This is a genomic window from Sphingopyxis fribergensis (assembly GCF_000803645.1).
Classification (GTDB): Bacteria; Pseudomonadota; Alphaproteobacteria; order Sphingomonadales; family Sphingomonadaceae; genus Sphingopyxis; species Sphingopyxis fribergensis.
Window position 1 is genome coordinate 1,917,850 of the sequence record NZ_CP009122.1, and the last position, 17,795, is coordinate 1,935,644.

Annotated in this window: 16 protein-coding genes; 8 read left to right on the plus strand and 8 right to left on the minus strand. The window is 64.8% G+C overall.

The window, feature by feature from the left end:
- The first annotated feature begins 39 nt into the window (after nt 1-39).
- The 5 genes from SKP52_RS08920 to SKP52_RS08940 all read left to right on the plus strand — a co-directional run bounded on the left by SKP52_RS08920 (nt 40) and on the right by SKP52_RS08940 (nt 4,815).
- Nucleotides 40-1,233 carry a type III PLP-dependent enzyme gene (locus SKP52_RS08920; RefSeq protein ID WP_039574067.1) on the plus strand — a complete coding sequence of 398 codons (1,194 nt, stop codon included), beginning with the start codon at nt 40-42 and terminating at the stop codon, nt 1,231-1,233.
- A gap of 87 nt (nt 1,234-1,320) precedes the next feature.
- Nucleotides 1,321-2,646 carry an MFS transporter gene (locus SKP52_RS08925; protein ID WP_039574069.1) on the plus strand — a complete coding sequence of 442 codons (1,326 nt, stop codon included), beginning with the start codon at nt 1,321-1,323 and terminating at the stop codon, nt 2,644-2,646.
- Nucleotides 2,647-2,727: 81 nt separating this feature from the next.
- Complete coding sequence (locus tag SKP52_RS08930) at nt 2,728-3,873, plus strand: CaiB/BaiF CoA transferase family protein (protein ID WP_039574072.1); 1,146 nt, start codon at nt 2,728-2,730, stop codon at nt 3,871-3,873.
- Nucleotides 3,874-3,935: 62 nt separating this feature from the next.
- On the plus strand, nt 3,936-4,367 hold the full coding sequence (locus SKP52_RS08935) for an MAPEG family protein (RefSeq protein ID WP_039574074.1): 432 nt from the start codon (nt 3,936-3,938) through the stop codon (nt 4,365-4,367).
- Between the two features lie 13 nt (nt 4,368-4,380).
- Entirely contained in the window at nt 4,381-4,815 is a 435-nt protein-coding gene (locus SKP52_RS08940) for an MAPEG family protein (protein ID WP_039574077.1), read from the plus strand.
- Here the strand turns inward: SKP52_RS08940 and SKP52_RS08945 are convergent, their stop codons facing one another.
- From SKP52_RS08945 to SKP52_RS08980, 8 genes are read right to left on the minus strand one after another with little or no spacing between them, the layout of a single operon-like run.
- Nucleotides 4,816-6,015, minus strand: coding sequence for a class I SAM-dependent RNA methyltransferase (locus SKP52_RS08945; RefSeq protein ID WP_039574080.1), 1,200 nt, complete (start codon nt 6,013-6,015; stop codon nt 4,816-4,818). It abuts the gene before it with no gap.
- Between the two features lies 1 nt (nt 6,016).
- Nucleotides 6,017-7,369 (minus strand): bifunctional ADP-dependent NAD(P)H-hydrate dehydratase/NAD(P)H-hydrate epimerase, encoded by a 1,353-nt coding sequence (locus SKP52_RS08950; protein WP_039574083.1) that lies wholly within the window; start codon nt 7,367-7,369, stop codon nt 6,017-6,019.
- A 25-nt stretch (nt 7,370-7,394) separates the two neighbouring features.
- Nucleotides 7,395-7,784, minus strand: coding sequence for a hypothetical protein (locus SKP52_RS08955; RefSeq protein WP_039574086.1), 390 nt, complete (start codon nt 7,782-7,784; stop codon nt 7,395-7,397).
- On the minus strand, nt 7,781-9,643 hold the full coding sequence (ilvD, locus tag SKP52_RS08960; RefSeq protein WP_039574088.1) for a dihydroxy-acid dehydratase: 1,863 nt from the start codon (nt 9,641-9,643) through the stop codon (nt 7,781-7,783). The genes SKP52_RS08955 and ilvD overlap by 4 nt, the downstream gene beginning before the upstream one ends.
- A gap of 59 nt (nt 9,644-9,702) precedes the next feature.
- Nucleotides 9,703-10,434, minus strand: a complete 732-nt coding sequence (locus SKP52_RS08965) for an N-formylglutamate amidohydrolase (protein ID WP_039574091.1) — start codon at nt 10,432-10,434, stop codon at nt 9,703-9,705.
- Complete coding sequence (locus tag SKP52_RS08970; RefSeq protein ID WP_039574093.1) at nt 10,431-11,279, minus strand: 4-(cytidine 5'-diphospho)-2-C-methyl-D-erythritol kinase; 849 nt, start codon at nt 11,277-11,279, stop codon at nt 10,431-10,433. Before SKP52_RS08970 ends, SKP52_RS08965 begins: the two co-directional genes overlap by 4 nt.
- A complete protein-coding gene (locus tag SKP52_RS08975) occupies nt 11,276-12,886 on the minus strand; it encodes a hypothetical protein (RefSeq protein WP_228383877.1) in 1,611 nt (536 codons plus the stop codon). The genes SKP52_RS08970 and SKP52_RS08975 overlap by 4 nt, the downstream gene beginning before the upstream one ends.
- A 43-nt stretch (nt 12,887-12,929) precedes the next feature.
- Entirely contained in the window at nt 12,930-14,585 is a 1,656-nt protein-coding gene (locus SKP52_RS08980; protein WP_039580433.1) for an electron transfer flavoprotein-ubiquinone oxidoreductase, read from the minus strand.
- A gap of 118 nt (nt 14,586-14,703) precedes the next feature.
- Here SKP52_RS08980 and SKP52_RS08985 point away from each other — a divergent pair, with 118 nt between their 5' ends.
- Genes SKP52_RS08985 through moaB form a run of 3 tightly spaced genes read left to right on the plus strand, consistent with a single transcriptional unit; the run spans nt 14,704 to nt 17,776 of the window.
- On the plus strand, nt 14,704-15,498 hold the full coding sequence (locus SKP52_RS08985) for a uracil-DNA glycosylase family protein (RefSeq protein WP_039574096.1): 795 nt from the start codon (nt 14,704-14,706) through the stop codon (nt 15,496-15,498).
- 12 nt (nt 15,499-15,510) lie between these two features.
- Nucleotides 15,511-17,262: a lytic transglycosylase domain-containing protein gene (locus SKP52_RS08990; RefSeq protein WP_052208916.1), complete on the plus strand. Its 1,752-nt coding sequence runs from the start codon at nt 15,511-15,513 to the stop codon at nt 17,260-17,262.
- On the plus strand, nt 17,252-17,776 hold the full coding sequence (gene moaB, locus SKP52_RS08995; protein ID WP_039574101.1) for a molybdenum cofactor biosynthesis protein B: 525 nt from the start codon (nt 17,252-17,254) through the stop codon (nt 17,774-17,776). Before SKP52_RS08990 ends, moaB begins: the two co-directional genes overlap by 11 nt.
- The last annotated feature ends 19 nt before the right edge of the window (nt 17,777-17,795 follow it).

Sequence of the window (17,795 nt, forward strand, 5' to 3'; positions counted from 1 at the left end):
CCTTGTCGTTTACCGTTACACTTTTGGGGGTCCCTTGCATTGCACCAGCATCATAGCGCCCACGGGCTGATTCAGGCACTTTCGCCGGTCGAACCTGTTACGCTTGTCCGCCCGCACGCGGCGCGGCGCGCAGCGCGTTTCTTCATCGACCGCTTTCCCGGCACGACCATGTATGCGGTCAAGGCGAACCCTTCCGCCGACCTGCTGCGTGTGCTGTGGGATTCGGGTGTCACGCATTATGACGTCGCCTCGATCGCAGAGGTCCGGCTTGTCGCGCGCACGCTTCCCGCTGCGACGCTTTGCTTCATGCATCCGGTAAAGGCCGAGGAAGCGATTTCCGAAGCCTATTGGAAGCATGGCGTGCGCACCTTCTCGCTCGACACGCTCGACGAACTTGAAAAGATCGTTCGTGCGACCGAAGGCGCGCAGGACCTGAACCTGCTCGTGCGCCTCCGCGTCTCGTCGGATCATTCGAAGCTCAGCCTCGCCGCCAAATTCGGCGCCGAAGCCGACGAGGTCGTCGAACTGCTAATGGCAACGCGGCAGGCGGCCGACGCGCTCGGCATCTGCTTCCACGTCGGCAGCCAGGCGATGACCCCGCATGCCTATGCACAGGCGATGGAACGCGTCCGCGCGGCGATCGTCGCGGCGTCGGTCACCGTCGATATCATCGATGTCGGCGGCGGTTTCCCCTCGTCCTATCCGGGCATGGAGCCCCCGCCGCTCGACGCCTATTTCGAGACGATCCACCGCAGCTTCGAAAGCCTGCCGATCAGCTACTCCGCTGAACTCTGGTGCGAACCGGGCCGTGCGCTGTCGGCCGAGTATAGCTCGCTGATCGTCCGCGTCGAAAAGCGCCGCGGTGAGGAATTGTATATCAACGACGGTGCCTATGGCGCGCTGTTCGATGCCGCGCATGTCGGCTGGCGCTTCCCCGTCACGCTGCAGCGCGACGTGGACAGCGATGCCGAGATGGTGCCGTTCAGCTTTTATGGCCCGACGTGCGACGATCTCGACCATATGGCAGGCCCCTTCTTCCTGCCGGCGGATATCAAAGCGGGCGATTTCATCGAAATCGGCATGCTCGGTGCCTATGGCTGCGCGATGCGCACCAAGTTTAACGGCTTTGGCGCCGACGAGACGCATGTCGTCAGCGACGAGCCGATGGTCAGTCTCTACACCGGCGAAGTCGAACAGGAACGCCGGAGCGCGACAGTAACCAAGTTGTTCTGACGAACCGCGACCGCTGAACAGAAAGGCCGGCGCAGCGATGCGACCGGCCCTTTCGCTTTTGGGCGAGGCCGCTAGATTGCGCGCCCCATGCAGCCTTTCCATCATCTCCTCGCCAATAATCTGGTCGCCAACATCACCAACTTCACGGTGTGGTTCGCGCTGACCTTTTGGACCTTCCTCGAAACCCAGTCGGTGTTCGCGACGGGGATGATCGCGGGCATCTATCTGGTGCTGACCGCGATGCTGGGCATCTGGTTCGGCAGCCTTGTCGATCATCATCGCAAGCGCAGCATGATGATGGTTTCGAGCATCGCATCGCTGATCCTCTACGGGGTCGCGCTCGCCGGCTATCTGCTCGATCCCGATATCCGCAATGCTGATGTGCGCAGTGTGACGCTCTGGCTCTTCATTCTCGTCTCGATGTTCGCGGTCATCGCCGGCAACATCCGCATGATCGCGCTACCGACGCTCGTGACCTTGCTCGTGCCCGAGAGCCGGCGCGACAAGGCGAACGGGCTCGTCGGCATGGTCAGCGGCATCGGTTTCCTGACCACTTCGGCCATCAGCGGTTTCCTCGTCGCATGGGGGGGGATGGTTGCGACGCTGGGGTTTGCGATCGTCCTGTCGCTGATTGCCGCGATCGACCTGCTTTTCGTACATATCGACGAGCCGCGCGAGACGGAGGAGAATGCCGAGCCGCGCCGTATCGACCTTGCCGGAACCTTCCGCATCGTCCTCGGCATTCCGGGGCTGTTCGCTCTGATCCTCTTTTCCGCCTTCAATAATCTGCTCGGCGGCGTCTTCATGGCGCTCATGGACGCGTATGGCCTGTCACTGATGAAGGTCGAGGCATGGGGGCTGCTGTGGGCGGTCACGTCAAGCGCCTTCATCCTCAGCGGCGCGCTCATATCGCGGACGGGGCTCGGAGCGAACCCGGTGCGGACCCTGCTTCTCGTCAACCTCGTCACCTGGGCCGTCGCGGCAGTCTTCACCATCCAGTCGTCGATCATCCTGCTGGCGATCGGTTGCTTCATCTGGATGTTCTTCGGCCCCTATGCCGAGGCAGCCGAGCAGACGACGCTGCAAAAGGTCGTGCCGTTCGAGCGGCAGGGACGCGTTTTCGGCTTTGCCCAGTCGGTAGAGCTCGCGGCCTCGCCGCTCACCGCTTTCCTGATCGCGCCGTTGACGCAGTTCGTCTTCGTGCCGTTCATGACCGACGGCGTGGGAGCACGGGCCATCGGCGACTGGTATGGGCGCGGCCCCGAGCGCGGGATCGCCGTTGTCTTCACCATCGCCGGCCTGCTGGGTGTCGCCTTGACGATCATCGCCCTGCGTTCGCGGTCCTATCGCAAGATTTCGGCTGCCTATGCTGCCGGAAATGGCAATGTCGAAGCGGCGCCCGCAGCGGCGTAAGGAAAATCGCCGAAGCCCTCTTCCGTTTTACTTTGCAATCATTCTATCCTGCGCCGCAAAGCAGAGAGAGGATGTGCGCCTATGTTGTCAGGGATCCGGATCGTCGACCTCACCACGGTCATCTTCGGCCCCTATGCGACGCAGATGCTCGCCGATCTCGGCGCCGAGGTAATCAAGGTCGAAACGCCGGGGACGGGCGACATCTCGCGCTATCTTGGCAACGGGGCTCCCGATCCGACGATGGGGTCGATCCACCTGACCGTGAACCGCGGCAAACGCTCGATTGCGCTCGACCTCAAAAGGCCCGAGGATGCCGCGACATTGCGCGACCTGATCGCGACTGCCGACGTCTTCTTTCACAATGTCCGCGGCAAGGCGATCGCGCGTCTCGGTTTCGATTATGAAGGCTGCAAGGCGCTCAAGCCCGACATCATCTATGTCCATGGCACCGGTTTCGGCCAGGATGGCCCCTATGCGGATCTTCAGGCCTATGACGATGTCATCCAGGCCGCGACCGGCACCACCAGCCTGCTCCCCCGCGTCGATGGCGACCCGCGTCCGCGCTATTTCCCCTCGCTGATCGCCGACAAGATCGCGGGCCAGTTCGGCGCGCAGGCAATTCTCGCCGCGCTCGTTCACAAGTTCAGAACCGGCGAAGGCCAGCAGGTCGAGGTGCCGATGTTTGAATGTTTCGCCTCGTTCATGCTCGTCGAGCATCTGCGCGACGCGACGCTCGACCCGCCGATCGGCCCCGCGGGCTATCCGCGCCAGCTCGATCCGACGCGCCAGCCCTTTCCGACCAGCGACGGCTATCTGGCCATCGTTCCCTATACGCCTGAATCGACCGCACGGTTGATGGTCCTGCTCGGGAGCGCGGGACTCACCGAAACGCCCGAGTTCGAGGCGGCGAAGGCGAAGGGCCAGCACATGCCGATCGTCTACGCCGAAATCGCGCGCAAAACCCCGGCGAAGACCACCGCCGAATGGCTCGAACTGTTCGCAGCGAACGATATCCCCGCAATGGCGGTTCGCGATCTGCAGGATATCAAGGAAGACCCGCATTTCGTCGCGACGGGATTTTTCCGGCGCCGCGAACATCCCGATGTCGGCGGGTTTCACGAGATGCAGCCACCGGTGAAATATGGCGCGATGCCGGGTCGCGACCTTGGCTTCGCCCCGCGCGTCGACGGCGACGGCGAGGCGATCCGCGGCGAACTGAAGCGTTGAACTTCGCCCATTGCATTGTTCGCGCCGCGGCGTAGCATCTGTCAAAGAACAAGGGGGAGCCAATGCCAGAAAATCTGCTCGCGCCCGGCGCGGTGCTCGCGTTGTGGACGCTCGTCATGCTGACCTGGGCGGGGGTGACGCGCTTCCAGGCTTTCTCCAAGGTCGGCATCGACCTCAAGACCGCCCCGCCGGGCGGCCGCGGGGTCGATCTGGAGGGCGTGTTGCCCCCGCTCACCAACTGGAAATCGCATAATTACACGCATCTGTGCGAGCAGCCGACGCTCTTCTATGCGGTCATCATCTTTCTGCACCTGTCAGGCGGCAGCACCGACCTGACGCGTGCGCTCGCCTGGGCTTATGTCGTGCTGCGCATCGTCCACAGCTTCTGGCAGTCGACGGTCAATCGCGTGCCGGTGCGTTTCGTCATTTTTTCGGTCGCGACGCTGTGCCTTTTTGCGCTGTCGCTGCTCGCGGTGATCGCTACTTTGGGTTGAGGGGGAGAGAGATATGGATACGAACGACATACTGGGACCGGTCGCGACATTGGTGCTCTGGTCGATGATCATGTGGGTGTGGATGTACGCGACGCGCATCCCGGCGATGAGCCGCGCCAAGATCGACGCCGCCAAGATGGTCGGCGGGACGGGGAAGAGCCTCGACGAAGTGCTGCCGCCCGAGGTGCAGTGGAAGGCGCACAATTATAACCATCTGATGGAGCAGCCGACGGTCTTCTATGCCGTCGCACTCGCGCTCGCGATCGGCGGCATGGGCGGCGGTCTCAATGCGCAGCTTGCCTGGGCCTATGTCGGCCTGCGCATCCTGCACAGCTTGATCCAGGCGACGGTCAACCGCGTGATGTGGCGCTTCGGCATTTTTGCCCTCGCCAGCCTCGCGCTGATCGCGCTGTGTCTGCACGCCTTCATCGGCTTCGTGCTGCACTGATCAGCGCGAAAAGCGCGCGGCCAGTTCCACATGGGTCGACCAACGGAACTGGCCGACGGGCTGCACCCAGTCGAGCGTATAGCCGCCCTCGACGAGCATCTTCGCGTCGCGCGCGAAGCTCGCGGGGTTGCAGCTGACATAGGCGATCACAGGCGCCGCTGACGCCGCGATCTGCTGCACCTGCTCTTCTGCCCCTGCACGCGGCGGGTCGATGATGATCGCGCCGAACCGGTTTAGCTCGGTAGGGATGAGCGGGCGACGGAACAGATCGCGATGCTCGGTTGCGACGAGCGCCCGCGCGCGGTTTGCGGCCGCCGCAAGCGCGGCAATCGCATCGCGCGCGCCTTCGGCGGCATAGATCTTGCGACCCGCCTGTACCGACAGCGCAAAAGTGCCGACCCCCGCGAACAGATCGGTGACCGCGCCGGCATCGCCGATCGTTTTGGTAACCGCCTCGATCAGCGCGGCCTGCCCTGCGCTCGTCGGCTGGAGAAAGGCAAAGGGCGGGACTTCGACAGTCACGTCGCCAAAGCGCATCGTTGGGGGTTCGGGCTGCCAGAGGATTTCGAGGCCATCGCCCTGATCGATCGCGAAGCGCGCGAGTTTGTGCGCTCCGGCAAAATCCTGCAGCGCCATCGCGGCATCGAGCCCCTCGGCCTTCACGCCTTCCAATATCAGCTCGACGCCCTGATCGAGCATCTGCATTTTGACCTTCACCGGTCGCCGCTGCTGCGCGATCATCGTCAGCAATTCGCGCACCGGTGCGACCAGCGCGAAGAGTTCGGGCATCAGCAGCGGACACATCCGCATATCGACGATCTGGTTGCTCTGCGCGGCATTGAAACCGATCGCGACCTGCTTGCCCGTGCGGAGCGCCGTCAGCACGGCGCGCCGGCGGCTCTCCGCGGGTGAAAGCACGGCGGGCAGAACGTCGCCGAACGCGACCTCCTGCCCCTGCAATCCGCCAACCACGCGGTCGCGCACAAAATCGGCAAGCGCAGGTTCGGCGACGTGCTGGAGTTGGCAACCGCCGCATTTCCCGAAATGCCGGCACGGTGGCTGGGTGCGGTTCGGGCCGGGGATGATGATACCGTCGTCGCGGACGCGGTCACCCGGCACGCCGCCCGCCACATGGCGGCCGTCGCCCGTCACGCCATCGCCGCGCGCAGCGATGCGCTCGATCAGCGCAGCTTCAGTCATTTCATTCCCTAACCAGATCGTCGGCGACAAGGCCGGGGCCTATACGCGCGGCCTGCGCGATATGCCAGCCCACCGCGGCCACCGCCGCATCGAACGCATCACCCCCGCGCGCCAGCATCGCACCGCATGCGCCCGCGAGCACATCTCCCGTCCCGGCGGTGGCGAGCCAAGGGCTGCCTGGCCAGGCAGCGGCAACGCGGCCATCGGGCGCGGCAATGATCGTGTCGGCGCCCTTGTAGATCACCACCGCCTGCGTTCTCGCGGCAGCGGCTTTGGCACGGTCGATCTTGCTCCCGTAAAGCTGCGGGAAGGCGCGCGCGAACTCGCCCTCATGCGGGGTCAGGATCGCGTTGCGCGGCGTTTCGGACAGGCGTGGTAGCGCGGCGTCGATGGCCGCCGCGTCGAGCACGAGCGCCTTGTTCGAATCGAGCGCAGCTTCGACATCGAACAGCAATTCGTCACCAGCCGGGAACCCGGGCCCGATCACGACCGCGCCGACGCGCGGATCGTTCAGCCGTTCGCCAAACCGTTCATCACTCTCCGCGATGATCGCCGAAAAAGGTGCGCGTTCGCTCCCCTCGAGTACGACATAGCCCGCCCCAGCGCGGAGTGCCGCAGCCGCGCTTAATGCCGCCGCACCGCGCATGGGGCCAGCGAAGACCAGCACCATTCCACGGTTGAATTTGTGCGCCGTCGCATCGGGTTTCGCCGTCCCCGGTTTGGGCAAAGTACCGATCGCCTTGCTCGCCGAAATGCCGATCGGAGCAAGCAGAACGCGCCCGCAAGCTGGCGCTGTCGGGAGCAGCACATGCGCAGGCTTCAGCGCCCCCAGTGCCAGCGTCACATCGGCGGAAAGCGGAGGAGTCCAATTGGCGCCGCCGTCGCTATCGACCCCGCTCGGAACATCGACCGCCAATATACGCCGGTCGTCAAAGTGCCCAAGGATCACGGCCAGTTCATCCGAAATCGGCCGCGACGATCCGACGCCGAACAGCGCGTCCACGATCAACGGCGCGGGGGCGAGGCGGCCGTTCAGCGGTTCGATGGGCCCGCTCCACCCCGCCCGCGCCGCCTTGGCAAGATCGGTCACTGGTTCGGCCAGCGCCGCGACGCGGACCGATGCGCCGCGCTCGGCAAGCAGACGCGCCGCGACATAACCGTCGCCGCCATTGTTACCGGGGCCGCAGAGGATTAGGATCGGGGCGCCCGCCGCCATGCGCCGCGCGGTATCGGCAACCGCTGCGCCCGCCAGTTCCATCAGTTCGGACAGCGACGTTCCCTGGATCGCGCACGCGGCCTCGGCCTCGCGCATCGCCTTGGTGGTCAGGATCGGGGCGTCAGCGGGAACGGACATCGCCGGCTCACTAGCATGATTCCCGCTACTTCGCGCCGCCCGTATTGGCGGGCAGGCGATAGCGGTCGTTGCCGATCGCCACTTCGATCACATTGTCGCCGACAATACTGACTTTCGCGGACTCGGCTCCGTCAGCCGACACGACGCCGCGCCCGTCGGTGGTGATCTGCAGGCGGCGGTAACCGACATTGCCGCGTCCGACGACGAGGATCGCTCCGCCCTCGCCGCTCATTTCCTCGACGGTGCATGTCCGGTCGAACAGTTTGGTGCCCTCGAGCGCGCATTCGATGCGGCCATTCTCCGCCGCTTCGCGCGAACCGCGCGCTTCCGCATCGGCGAGTTCGCCATTGTCAGGTGCGCGGTTACAGGCCGCCAGCAGCAAAAGCGGCAGGATCGCGCCCCTTTTCAATATCATCCCTTGCCCCCCTTAAGCTGCGACAGGTCACGTACTGCGCCCCTTGCAGCACTGGTCGTCATCGCGGCATAGGCCTGAAGTGCTACCGAAACCTTGCGCGGGCGCGGCTTGGCGGGCTGCCATGCGGCGTCGCCCTTCGCTTCCATCGCGGCCCGGCGTTCGGCGAGGACGTTGTCAGCGACCATCAGATTGATCGTGCGCTTCGGGATATCGATCTCGATCATATCGCCATTTTCGACCAGCCCGATCGTGCCGCCCTCTGCGGCCTCGGGCGACGCATGGCCGATCGACAGCCCGGAGGTGCCGCCCGAAAAGCGCCCGTCGGTGACGAGTGCGCACGCCGCGCCGAGCCCTTTCGATTTGAGGTAGCTCGTCGGGTAGAGCATTTCCTGCATCCCCGGCCCGCCCTTCGGTCCCTCGTAGCGGATGACGATCACGTCGCCTGCGACGACCTGCCCCGTAAGAATTGCCGCAACCGACGCGTCCTGGCTTTCGTAAACCTTGGCCGGGCCGGTGAATTTCAGGATGCTGTCGTCGACGCCAGCGGTTTTCACGATGCAGCCGTCGAGCGCGATATTGCCCGACAGCACAGCGAGCCCGCCATCCTGGCTGAACGCATGGTCTGCCGAGCGGATCACACCATTTTCGCGGTCGAGGTCGAGCGAATCCCAGCGCCGCTCCTGGCTAAACGCGACCTGCGTCGGCACCCCGCCCGGCGCTGCCATGAAGAATTTCTGCACATCGGGATCGTTGGTCCGCGAAATATCCCATTTGTTGAGCGCGTCGCCCAGCGTCGCGCTGTGCACGGTCGGCAGATGTGCATGAAGCAACCCCGCACGCTCAAGCTGGCCCAGGATCGCCATGATCCCGCCGGCGCGGTGGACATCCTCCATATGGACGTCCGACTTGGCGGGCGCGACCTTCGACAGGCACGGCACGCGGCGCGAGAGCCGATCGATGTCGTCCATCGTGAAATCAACGCCCGCTTCAAATGCGGCAGCAAGCAAATGCAGCACCGTGTTCGTCGAGCCGCCCATCGCGATGTCGAGGCTCATCGCATTCTCGAACGCCTCGAAGGTCGCGATATTGCGCGGGAGCACGCTGTCGTCGTCTTGCTCATAATGACGCTTGCACATCTCCACGACGATCCGCCCGGCGCGCAGGAACAGTTCCTTGCGGTCGGCGTGCGTCGCGAGGGTCGAGCCGTTGCCCGGCAGCGACAACCCGAGTGCTTCGGTCAGGCAGTTCATCGAATTGGCGGTAAACATCCCCGAGCACGACCCGCATGTCGGGCATGCCGCGCGTTCGATCTCGTCTACCTCGGCATCGGTGTATTTTTCGTCGGCAGCCGCCACCATCGCATCGACCAGATCGAGCGCGACCTCCTTGCCCTTGATCACGACCTTCCCCGCTTCCATCGGTCCGCCCGATACGAAGACGACGGGAATATTGATCCGCAGCGCTGCCATCAGCATGCCCGGCGTGATCTTGTCGCAGTTGGAAATACACACCATCGCATCGGCACAATGCGCGTTGACCATATATTCGACGCTGTCGGCGATCAGGTCGCGGCTCGGCAGCGAATAGAGCATGCCATCGTGTCCCATCGCGATCCCGTCATCGACCGCGATCGTGTTGAATTCCTTGGCGACCCCGCCCGATGCTTCGATTTCGCGCGCGACAAGCTGGCCGAGGTCTTTCAGGTGGACATGGCCGGGTACGAACTGGGTAAAGCTGTTGACCACCGCGATGATCGGCTTGCCGAAATCGCTATCCTTCATCCCGGTAGCGCGCCACAGCCCGCGCGCGCCCGCCATGTTGCGGCCGTGGGTGGTGGTGCGCGAACGATATGAAGGCATTTTAGGATATCCTGATAATTTTATTTCAAAAACAAGCGAAGAGACGCGCCTCTACACACCTATCCTGCCAGATTCAATGCAACTTTGCTGCACATGCGAGAAAGCCGCTCGGTAAAGAGCGCCTGCCCCGCCGCGTCGCGGACCAGATCCTGCCGCATCTCGATCCCCACATAGGGAATGCCGTTGGCTTCGGCGTGGCGATTCATCGTCGCGTTGAGCAGCTTGCCCGAATAGGGCTGCTGGTCGCCGACCATCATCTCTTCGGCTTCCAAAGCCGCGATTGCCGTGGCAGCGAGCCGGTCGTCCTCATTGTAGAGCACCCCCACATGCCAAGGCCGCGCCTGCTCGGGATGCGCCGCGAGCGTAGGTGTGAAGCTGTGAAGCGACAGGATCATCGCCGGGCGACGTGCCGCAATCGTCGCGGCGATATGCGCGTGATAGGGCCGGAAAAACCGCGCCAGCCGCGCCTCGCGTCCCGCGTCGTCGAGCGCATTACCCGGAACCGCATGCCCGTCGCTCGCGATCGGCAGCACGCCGGGTGCATCCTCGTCGCGATTGCAGTCGACCACCAATCGCGACACGCCGCCTAGGATCGCCGCATCGACGGCGCCGCTTTTGACGAGCAGCCCCGCCACCTCGGCAACGCCGATGTCGATCGCGATATGGTTCGCCAGCAGCGCGGGATTGATACCCAGTTCGATGTCGGCAGGCACAAGGTTCGAAGCATGATCGGCGATCAGCAGGATACCGCCTGGGCGCGCTTCGCCGAGTTGCCGCCACGCTTCGCTCACCTTAATGCTCCTGCCATCGTCCACCAGTCCGGATGCCGCTCCGCCAGTTGCGCCACCGCCGCATCGCGCTCAGCCGCCGCATCGAATAGGGCAAAACAGGTCGCGCCTGACCCCGACATGCGCGCAAGCCATGGGCGCAGTCCGCCAAGTTCGAGCAATATGTCCGCGATCGCCGGGCACTGCGCGATCGCCGGACGCTGCAGGTCGTTGCGGGCGCTGAACAATTGCGCGCGAAAATCGGCGCCGGTGAACAGCGGCCCGCGATCGATCCCGTCCCACGCCGCAAAGACGGGACCCGTCGCGACGGGCCGACGCGGATTGACCAGCAGCACCGGCGTCCCCGCCAGCCGCAATTCGGGGACCTCGCTCAGTTCCTCACCGACGCCGACGCCAAGGCAGGTCGCGCTGGCGACACAGGCTGCGATATCGGCGCCGAGCGGGCTGACGAGCCGCGCCAGCGTCGCATCGCCGATTTCGGGCAGGAAATGCGTCCGGATCAGCCGCGCCATCGCGGCGGCATCAGCGGACCCGCCGCCAATTCCCGCCGCCACCGGCAGCCTCTTCGTCAACCTCACCGCCAGCGTTGGCACCCGATCCGCGCCGTAACGACCGCGCAGCAACGCGAGCACTTGCATCACGAGATTGTCGCCTCCTGCGCTCAACCCCTCGCCAAATTCGCCGTCGATCGTCAAACCGTCGGCGTCAGCGAATTCGGCCGAGATCGCGTCGCCGCCGTCGACAAAGGCAAACAGGGTCTCGATGTCATGGTAGCCGTCGGGGCGCCGTCCCCGCACATGCAGCGCGAGGTTGATCTTGGCCCAGCCGGTCTCGCTAAACGCCGTCACGGCGCGGTGTTGGCGGGGGTCAGCCCGTCGCGCAGCTTTGCCTCCAGCCGCATTGCCATCTCGGCCTCGGCGAGCAGCGCGGCAGCGCGCCAATTATATCGCGCCTGGAACTTACGCCCCGCCTGCCAGTAAGCATCGCCCAGATGTTCGACGATCACCGCATTGCCGGGCTCACCGCGCTGCGCCGTTTCGAGCAGTTTCACGGCATCATCGGTCCGGCCCGTCAGGAAATAGGCCCAGCCGAGCGAGTCGGCGATGCTCGCATTCTGTGGTTCCTTGACCCACGCCATCTCAATCCGCGCAAGCGACTGCTTCACGTCCTTGCGCCGCTCGAGTGCCGAATAGCCAGCGAAATTGAGTACCGAGGCATCGTCGGGCCGCAGCGCGACCGCCTTTTCCATGAGCCGCCGCGCGGCATCCCATTCATCCGCCTGCAACAGCAATTCGGCGCGCGCAATAAGCAGGGTGCCGCGGAGTGCCTGATCGCCTTCGCCGTCGCCCAGCGCCGCTTCGAGGCGCTCATAGGCCCGCCCTGTCGCTTTCGGATCGTTCGATCGCCGCATGATGTCGGCAAGCCGCACCAGCAGACTGCGCGCGTCGCTTTGCGTCGCCGCGGCCTCGGCGAGCTTCGCCGCACCAGGCAGGTCGCCCGCATCGGCCATCAATTCGGCGCGCCGCATCGCGAGCACCGGCGGTAACTCCGTGCCGCCAATATCGAGCAGTGCCATCGCTTCGGCCTGCTGTCCGTTGCGATCGAGCGCTTCGATCAGCGTCGCGCGAACCGCCCAATCCCGATCGTTCAGCCAATGCGCCGCGCGCGCGAACAGCAAAGGCACTTTCGAACCGCCGCCCGGCGCGCGGGCCAGCCCGTCGGCGAGCAGCCCAAGCCACAGCGCCGTCCCAGCGCGCGGGGTGGAAACCGGCTGGTCGGGGAGCAGCAGCATCGGGTCTTCGCGTTGCCCCGAAGCGAGCGCGATCCGTCCGCGAAGCCGCTCGACGGCATCGCGCTGGCCTGCCCTTTCAAGCGTCGCCGCAACGCGTAGCCCGACAAGTTGGCTCGTTCGGTCGGTGAGCATGATCCCGTCGGTCAGCGTCGTGGCTTCCGCCGTACGCTGAGTGGCGAGTTGCACCAGCGCGACCTGAAGCGACAGCGATGGTTCGGGGCGCAGCCGGTTGTTGACCGCGATCAGATGCCGTTCGGGCAGTTTTTCGCGCGCGCCAACATCGATCCACGCATTGACCGTCGGCAGGATCAGCCGTCCGATCGTGTCTGCTCCCGCCTTGTCGCTCCGCCCCGCCATATAGTCGCGCGCGGCCTTCCAGTCCGATCGCCGCATCGCGTCGACTATCAGCACGAGCTGGGCATCGAAGCGGCGGTCGCCTCCGGTCCACAGCCGCAGCGCGGCCGCGCGTGCGGCATCGAGGTCGCCGGCTTCGATCGCCTGTTCGAGCATTCGGCCGCGAAGCCCCGGCAGGTCGGGCGCGACGCTCGACACGGCCGTGAGCGCGGACAGCGCCGCGGCGGGTTCGCCGCCCTCTTCCGCCAGTCGCGCGCGCACCAGCGCATTCAATGCGGCGCCGTTGTCGTCGGCGGCTTCCGCGGGCAAAGCCGCCGCTAGCGCGCCGAGGGCCAACAGGAAATATGCGGGCTTACATGTTCGGGTAATTGGGGCCTCCGCCGCCTTCGGGTGTGACCCAGTTGATATTCTGGGTCGGGTCCTTGATATCGCACGTCTTGCAGTGGACGCAATTCTGCGCGTTGATCACGAATTTGGGATCGCCCTCGGCCTCGCCGACGATCTCGTAAACCCCCGCCGGGCAATAACGCTGCGCAGGCTCGTCATACAGCGGCAGGTTGTACGCGACCGGGATCGACGGATCCTTGAGTTGCAGATGGACCGGCTGGTCTTCCTCGTGATTGGTGTTCGATACGAACACCGAGGAGAGGCGGTCGAAGGTCAGCACGCCGTCGGGTTTGGGATAATCGGGTTTCGGCATGATGTCGGCCCGGTACAGGCTTTCATTGTCCGGATGGTGCTTCATCGTGAAGGGCATTTTGACCTTTAGCGTTTCCGCCCACATCGTGATCCCCGACAGGATCGTGCCAGCAAGGTCGCCATATTTCTCGACGAGGGGCAGCACGTTGCGCACGACGCTGAGTTCCTTCTTGACCCAGCTCTCGTCAAAGGCCGTCTGATAGGCATCGAGCGTGTCGCTGCTGCGTCCGGCGGTCACCGCAGCGAACGCCGCTTCCGCCGCCATCATGCCCGACTTCATCGCAGTATGCGTACCCTTGATACGCGGCACATTGAGGAAACCGGCGGTATCGCCGATCAGCGCGCCGCCCGGGAATGCGAGCTTCGGCACCGACTGCAACCCGCCGTCGCTGATCGCGCGCGCGCCATACGAGACACGCTTGCCACCCTTCAAAATCTTCGCGATCTCGGGGTGCGTCTTCCACTTCTGCATCTCCTGGAACGGAGAGATGTGCGGGTTGCGATAGTTGAGCCACGTCACGAAGCCCAATGCCACCTGCCCGTTCGCCTGATGGTATAGAAAGCCGCCGCCGTTGGCGTGCTGGTCGAGCGGCCAGCCCTGCGTGTGGATGACGCGACCCTGGGCATGATTCTCGGGCTTGATATCCCACAGTTCCTTCACCCCAAGGCCATAGACCTGCGGCTCGCAATCGGCGTCGAGCGCGAATTGCGGCTTGAGCATCTTGGTCAGATGGCCGCGCACGCCTTCGGCAAAGAAGGTGTATTTCGCGTGGAGTTCGAGGCCGGGGGCGTAATCGCCCTTGTGGCTGCCGTCGCGCGCAACGCCCATGTCGCCCGTCGCGACGCCTTTCACCGAACCATCCTCATTGTAGAGGATCTCCGCCGCCGGAAAGCCGGGAAATATCTCGACGCCCAGCGCTTCGGCTTGCTCGGCGAGCCAGCGGCACAGATTGCCAAGGCTGCCCGTGTAGGTGCCGACATTGTGCATGAACGGCGGCGTGATGATATGCGGCAGGCTGAACTTTTTCGCCTTGGTCAGCACCCAATGCTGGTTGTCGTTCACCGGCACTTCCGCGAGCGGGCAGCCCTGCGTCCGCCATTCGGGCAGCAGCTCGTCGAGCCCCTTGGGGTCGATAACCGCGCCCGACAGGATATGCGCGCCGACCTCGGACCCTTTTTCGAGGATGCACACCGACAATTCGCTGCCTGCGTCGTTCGCCAGTTGCTTGAGGCGGATCGCCGCCGAAAGTCCCGCCGGCCCTGCGCCAACGATGACCACGTCATAGGGCATCGATTCCCGTTCGCTCACCGCAAATACCTTTCTGCCGTCCCTGCGCGGACATTCATCGTGCCCTGCGCTCATTCTGTCACGAATTGCGATGCCCGCCAATTGACGCGTCCGTCAACTGCCTGTTTTAAACAAAATCATGGGTGGGCCAAATACAGCCTTGCTGGCACAAAGCACATGCGACTGGTGGTCGCTGGCGGGCGTCGACGCGCTCGTCGGCGAGGAACCTGCGGGCTGGCTCATCTTGCCGCCCGCGAATGACGCTGCGGCATCCAAGCCGAAAACCAGGCCGTCGCTCGCCGCCGAACCCGAACTCGCGCCTCTTCCCCCCGCGCTCCAGCGGCAGGAAGCACCCCACGCCGTCGAGGCCAAGGGGCCGGTGGTTTTTCCCGACGACTGGACCCAATTCCAGCAATGGTTTGCCGAAGGCGCCGATGTGCCCGGCAGCCAATGGGATGCGCGCCGCGTCCTTCCCGTCGGCGATGTCGGCGCGCCGCTGATGCTGCTCACCGCCTGGCCCGAGATCGACGACCAGCGCGACGGCGCGCTGTTTTCGGGGGCCGCGGGTAAATTGCTCGACGCGATGCTGCAGGCGATCGGCAGGACGCGTGGCGATTGCTATGTCGCCAGCCTCGCGGTGACACGCCCCGCGGGCGGACGATGTGACGGCGAAGAGGCGGCCGAACTGGACCGGCTGCTATGGCATCACCTGCGGCTCGCGAAACCCGGCAGGCTGCTGCTGATCGGCGGCGACATCGTCCGCATGGCAGCAAGCACCGCCCTGCCCGATGCCCGCGGAAAGTTACTATATATTAACCAAGATGGCGGCAAGGTGGAGGCTGTGGCTGTCGCGCATCCCGCGATGCTGCTGGCCCGGCCCGCTCAGAAGGCGGCCGCCTGGGATAGCCTGAAACTGTTCAACCGGGGACGTTGACAGATGCAGAATATGACCAAGACTTTCATTTCATGCGCGGTTCTGGCCGCGATGCTCGCTGCTGCGCCCGCTTACGCTGCGGATGCAGGCGACCGCAATCTGGTGGCGGCGCCGCAAACCGTTCCCGACATATTGTCGTCGAAGCAGAAGCAGCTTTACACGCAGGTGCTCACCGCGATCCGCGCGCAGCGCTGGGCCGATGCCAAATCCTTGCTCGACAGCTCGGAAAACGGCCCGCTCACCGATTTTCTCCGCGCCGAACTGCTCACTGCGGCGAACAGCCCGCGCGCCGAAGTCGCCGACATTATGCCGATTCTGTCGCGCTCGCCCTGGCTGCCGCAGGCCGAACAGCTTAGCCGGCTTGCGGCGAAGCGCGGCGCGACCGATCTGCCGACGCTGCCCTCTCAGGCGCGTCTGGCCTGGGCCGGCAGCGCGCCCCGCCGCCTCGGCGCCGATGCGATTAGCGACCCTGCCTCCGCGGCGCTCGCAAGCTCTATCCCCGACCGGATCAAGAATGACGATCCCGCCGGCGCCGAAGCGTTGCTCAACGCCGCCGCCGACCGGCTCTCACCCGAAGCGCGCGACGAGTGGCGGCAAAAGGTCGCCTGGTCCTATTATATCGAGAATGACGACGCCAACGCGCTTCGCCTCGCCAGTGAGTGCAGCAATGGCCACGGCGCCTGGTCGACGCAGGGCGCGTGGGTCAAGGGGCTCGCTTCGTGGCGCACGCGCGATTACCGCACCGCGCTCATCGCTTTCGACCGCGTAGCCAAGGAAGCGCCCGATAGCGAACAGCGCGCCGCGGCCTATTACTGGTCGGCGCGCGCCGCGATCGCCGCGGGCGAGCCCGCATCGGTGCAACAGCGCCTGCGCGCCGCCGCCGCGAATGAGGAAACCTTCTACGGCCTGCTCGCCGCCGAAACGCTCGGTGTCGAGCCGAACCGCCAGCGCGAGAATGTCCGCGCCGACCGCAGCGCATGGCGCGCTTTGGAGGACCTGCCCAACGTCCGCGCCGCGATGGCGCTGGCCGAAATCGGCGAGGATAAATATGCCGACGCAGCGCTCCGCCATCAGGCGCGGATCGGCGATATGCGCCAGCATGAACAATTGCTCGCGATCGCGGGCGTGTTGAATCTGCCCGAAACGCAGCTTTACCTCGCACACAATACGCCGCAGGGCCGCAAACCTTCGGCGCAGGCGCGCTATCCGCAACCCAAATGGGAGCCCAATGGCGGGTGGAAGGTCGATCCTGCGCTGGTTTTTGCCCACACGCTGCAGGAATCGCGATTCCAGCGCAGCGTCGTCAGCCCCGCGGGCGCGTTCGGTCTGATGCAGGTGCGTCCGGGCACCGCGCGTGACGTTGCGCGCTGGCGCGGCGATCTCGGGACCGGTGATCTCCGCATCCCCGCGGTCAACATGGATATGGGGCAGAGCTATCTGCAATATCTCAGCAAGGATCCCTCGACCGGCGGGCTGCTGCCCAAGGTGATCGCGGCCTATAACGCCGGGCCTGCGCCCGTCGCACGCTGGCAGTCCGAAATCCGCGATAATGGCGATCCTTTGCTCTACATGGAATCGATCCCCTATTGGGAAACGCGCGGGTATGTCGGCATCGTGCTGCGCAATTACTGGATGTATGAGGCGCAACAGGGCAAGCCGTCGGTCAGCCGCGCCGCATTGGCGCAGGGCAAATGGCCGCGCTTCCCCGATGGCAAGGACCGCACGCGCCTGAGCTATGCCGGCGACCTGTCGAATGCCGATTGACGAAAACCTGGTCTTCAAGCCGGTCCGCATTGCGGTCCTGACGATTTCGGACAGCCGCAGCGCGGCCGAAGACCGGTCAGGCGACAAGCTTGAGGAATTGCTCACCGGCACGGGCCATATCCTCGCCGCGCGCGCGATCATCAAGGACGAGACCGCGCTGATCGTCTCGCGCCTCCACAACTGGATCGACGACCCCGAGGTCGATGTCGTGATCACGACCGGTGGCACCGGGCTGACGGGCCGCGACGTGACGCCCGAGGCGCTGCACCGGCTGGACGGCAAGGACATCCCCGGTTTCGGCGAGCTGTTCCGCTGGCTCAGCTACCAGACGATCGGTACTTCGACGATCCAGTCGCGCGCCTGCGCCGTCGTCGCACGCGGCACCTATATCTTCGCGCTCCCCGGATCGACTGGGGCCGTTACCGACGCATGGGAAGGCATTTTGTCGACCCAGCTCGATAGCCGCCACAAGCCCTGCAACTTCGTCGAGCTGATGCCGCGGTTGACCGAATAGCAAGTTTGTTCTTTATTTG

What these genes read in the sequence shown, in the direction of transcription:
- SKP52_RS08925 (WP_039574069.1), top strand. Translation starts at nt 1,321, where the DNA reads ATGCAGCCTTTCCATCATCTCCTCGCCAATAATCTGGTCGCCAACATC.
- SKP52_RS08930 (WP_039574072.1), top strand. Translation starts at nt 2,728, where the DNA reads ATGTTGTCAGGGATCCGGATCGTCGACCTCACCACGGTCATCTTCGGC.
- SKP52_RS08935 (WP_039574074.1), top strand. Translation starts at nt 3,936, where the DNA reads ATGCCAGAAAATCTGCTCGCGCCCGGCGCGGTGCTCGCGTTGTGGACG.
- SKP52_RS08940 (WP_039574077.1), top strand. Translation starts at nt 4,381, where the DNA reads ATGGATACGAACGACATACTGGGACCGGTCGCGACATTGGTGCTCTGG.
- SKP52_RS08945 (WP_039574080.1), bottom strand. Translation starts at nt 6,015, where the DNA reads ATGACTGAAGCTGCGCTGATCGAGCGCATCGCTGCGCGCGGCGATGGC.
- SKP52_RS08950 (WP_039574083.1), bottom strand. Translation starts at nt 7,369, where the DNA reads ATGTCCGTTCCCGCTGACGCCCCGATCCTGACCACCAAGGCGATGCGC.
- SKP52_RS08955 (WP_039574086.1), bottom strand. Translation starts at nt 7,784, where the DNA reads ATGATATTGAAAAGGGGCGCGATCCTGCCGCTTTTGCTGCTGGCGGCC.
- ilvD (WP_039574088.1), bottom strand. Translation starts at nt 9,643, where the DNA reads ATGCCTTCATATCGTTCGCGCACCACCACCCACGGCCGCAACATGGCG.
- SKP52_RS08985 (WP_039574096.1), top strand. Translation starts at nt 14,704, where the DNA reads ATGGGTGGGCCAAATACAGCCTTGCTGGCACAAAGCACATGCGACTGG.
- SKP52_RS08990 (WP_052208916.1), top strand. Translation starts at nt 15,511, where the DNA reads ATGACCAAGACTTTCATTTCATGCGCGGTTCTGGCCGCGATGCTCGCT.
- moaB (WP_039574101.1), top strand. Translation starts at nt 17,252, where the DNA reads ATGCCGATTGACGAAAACCTGGTCTTCAAGCCGGTCCGCATTGCGGTC.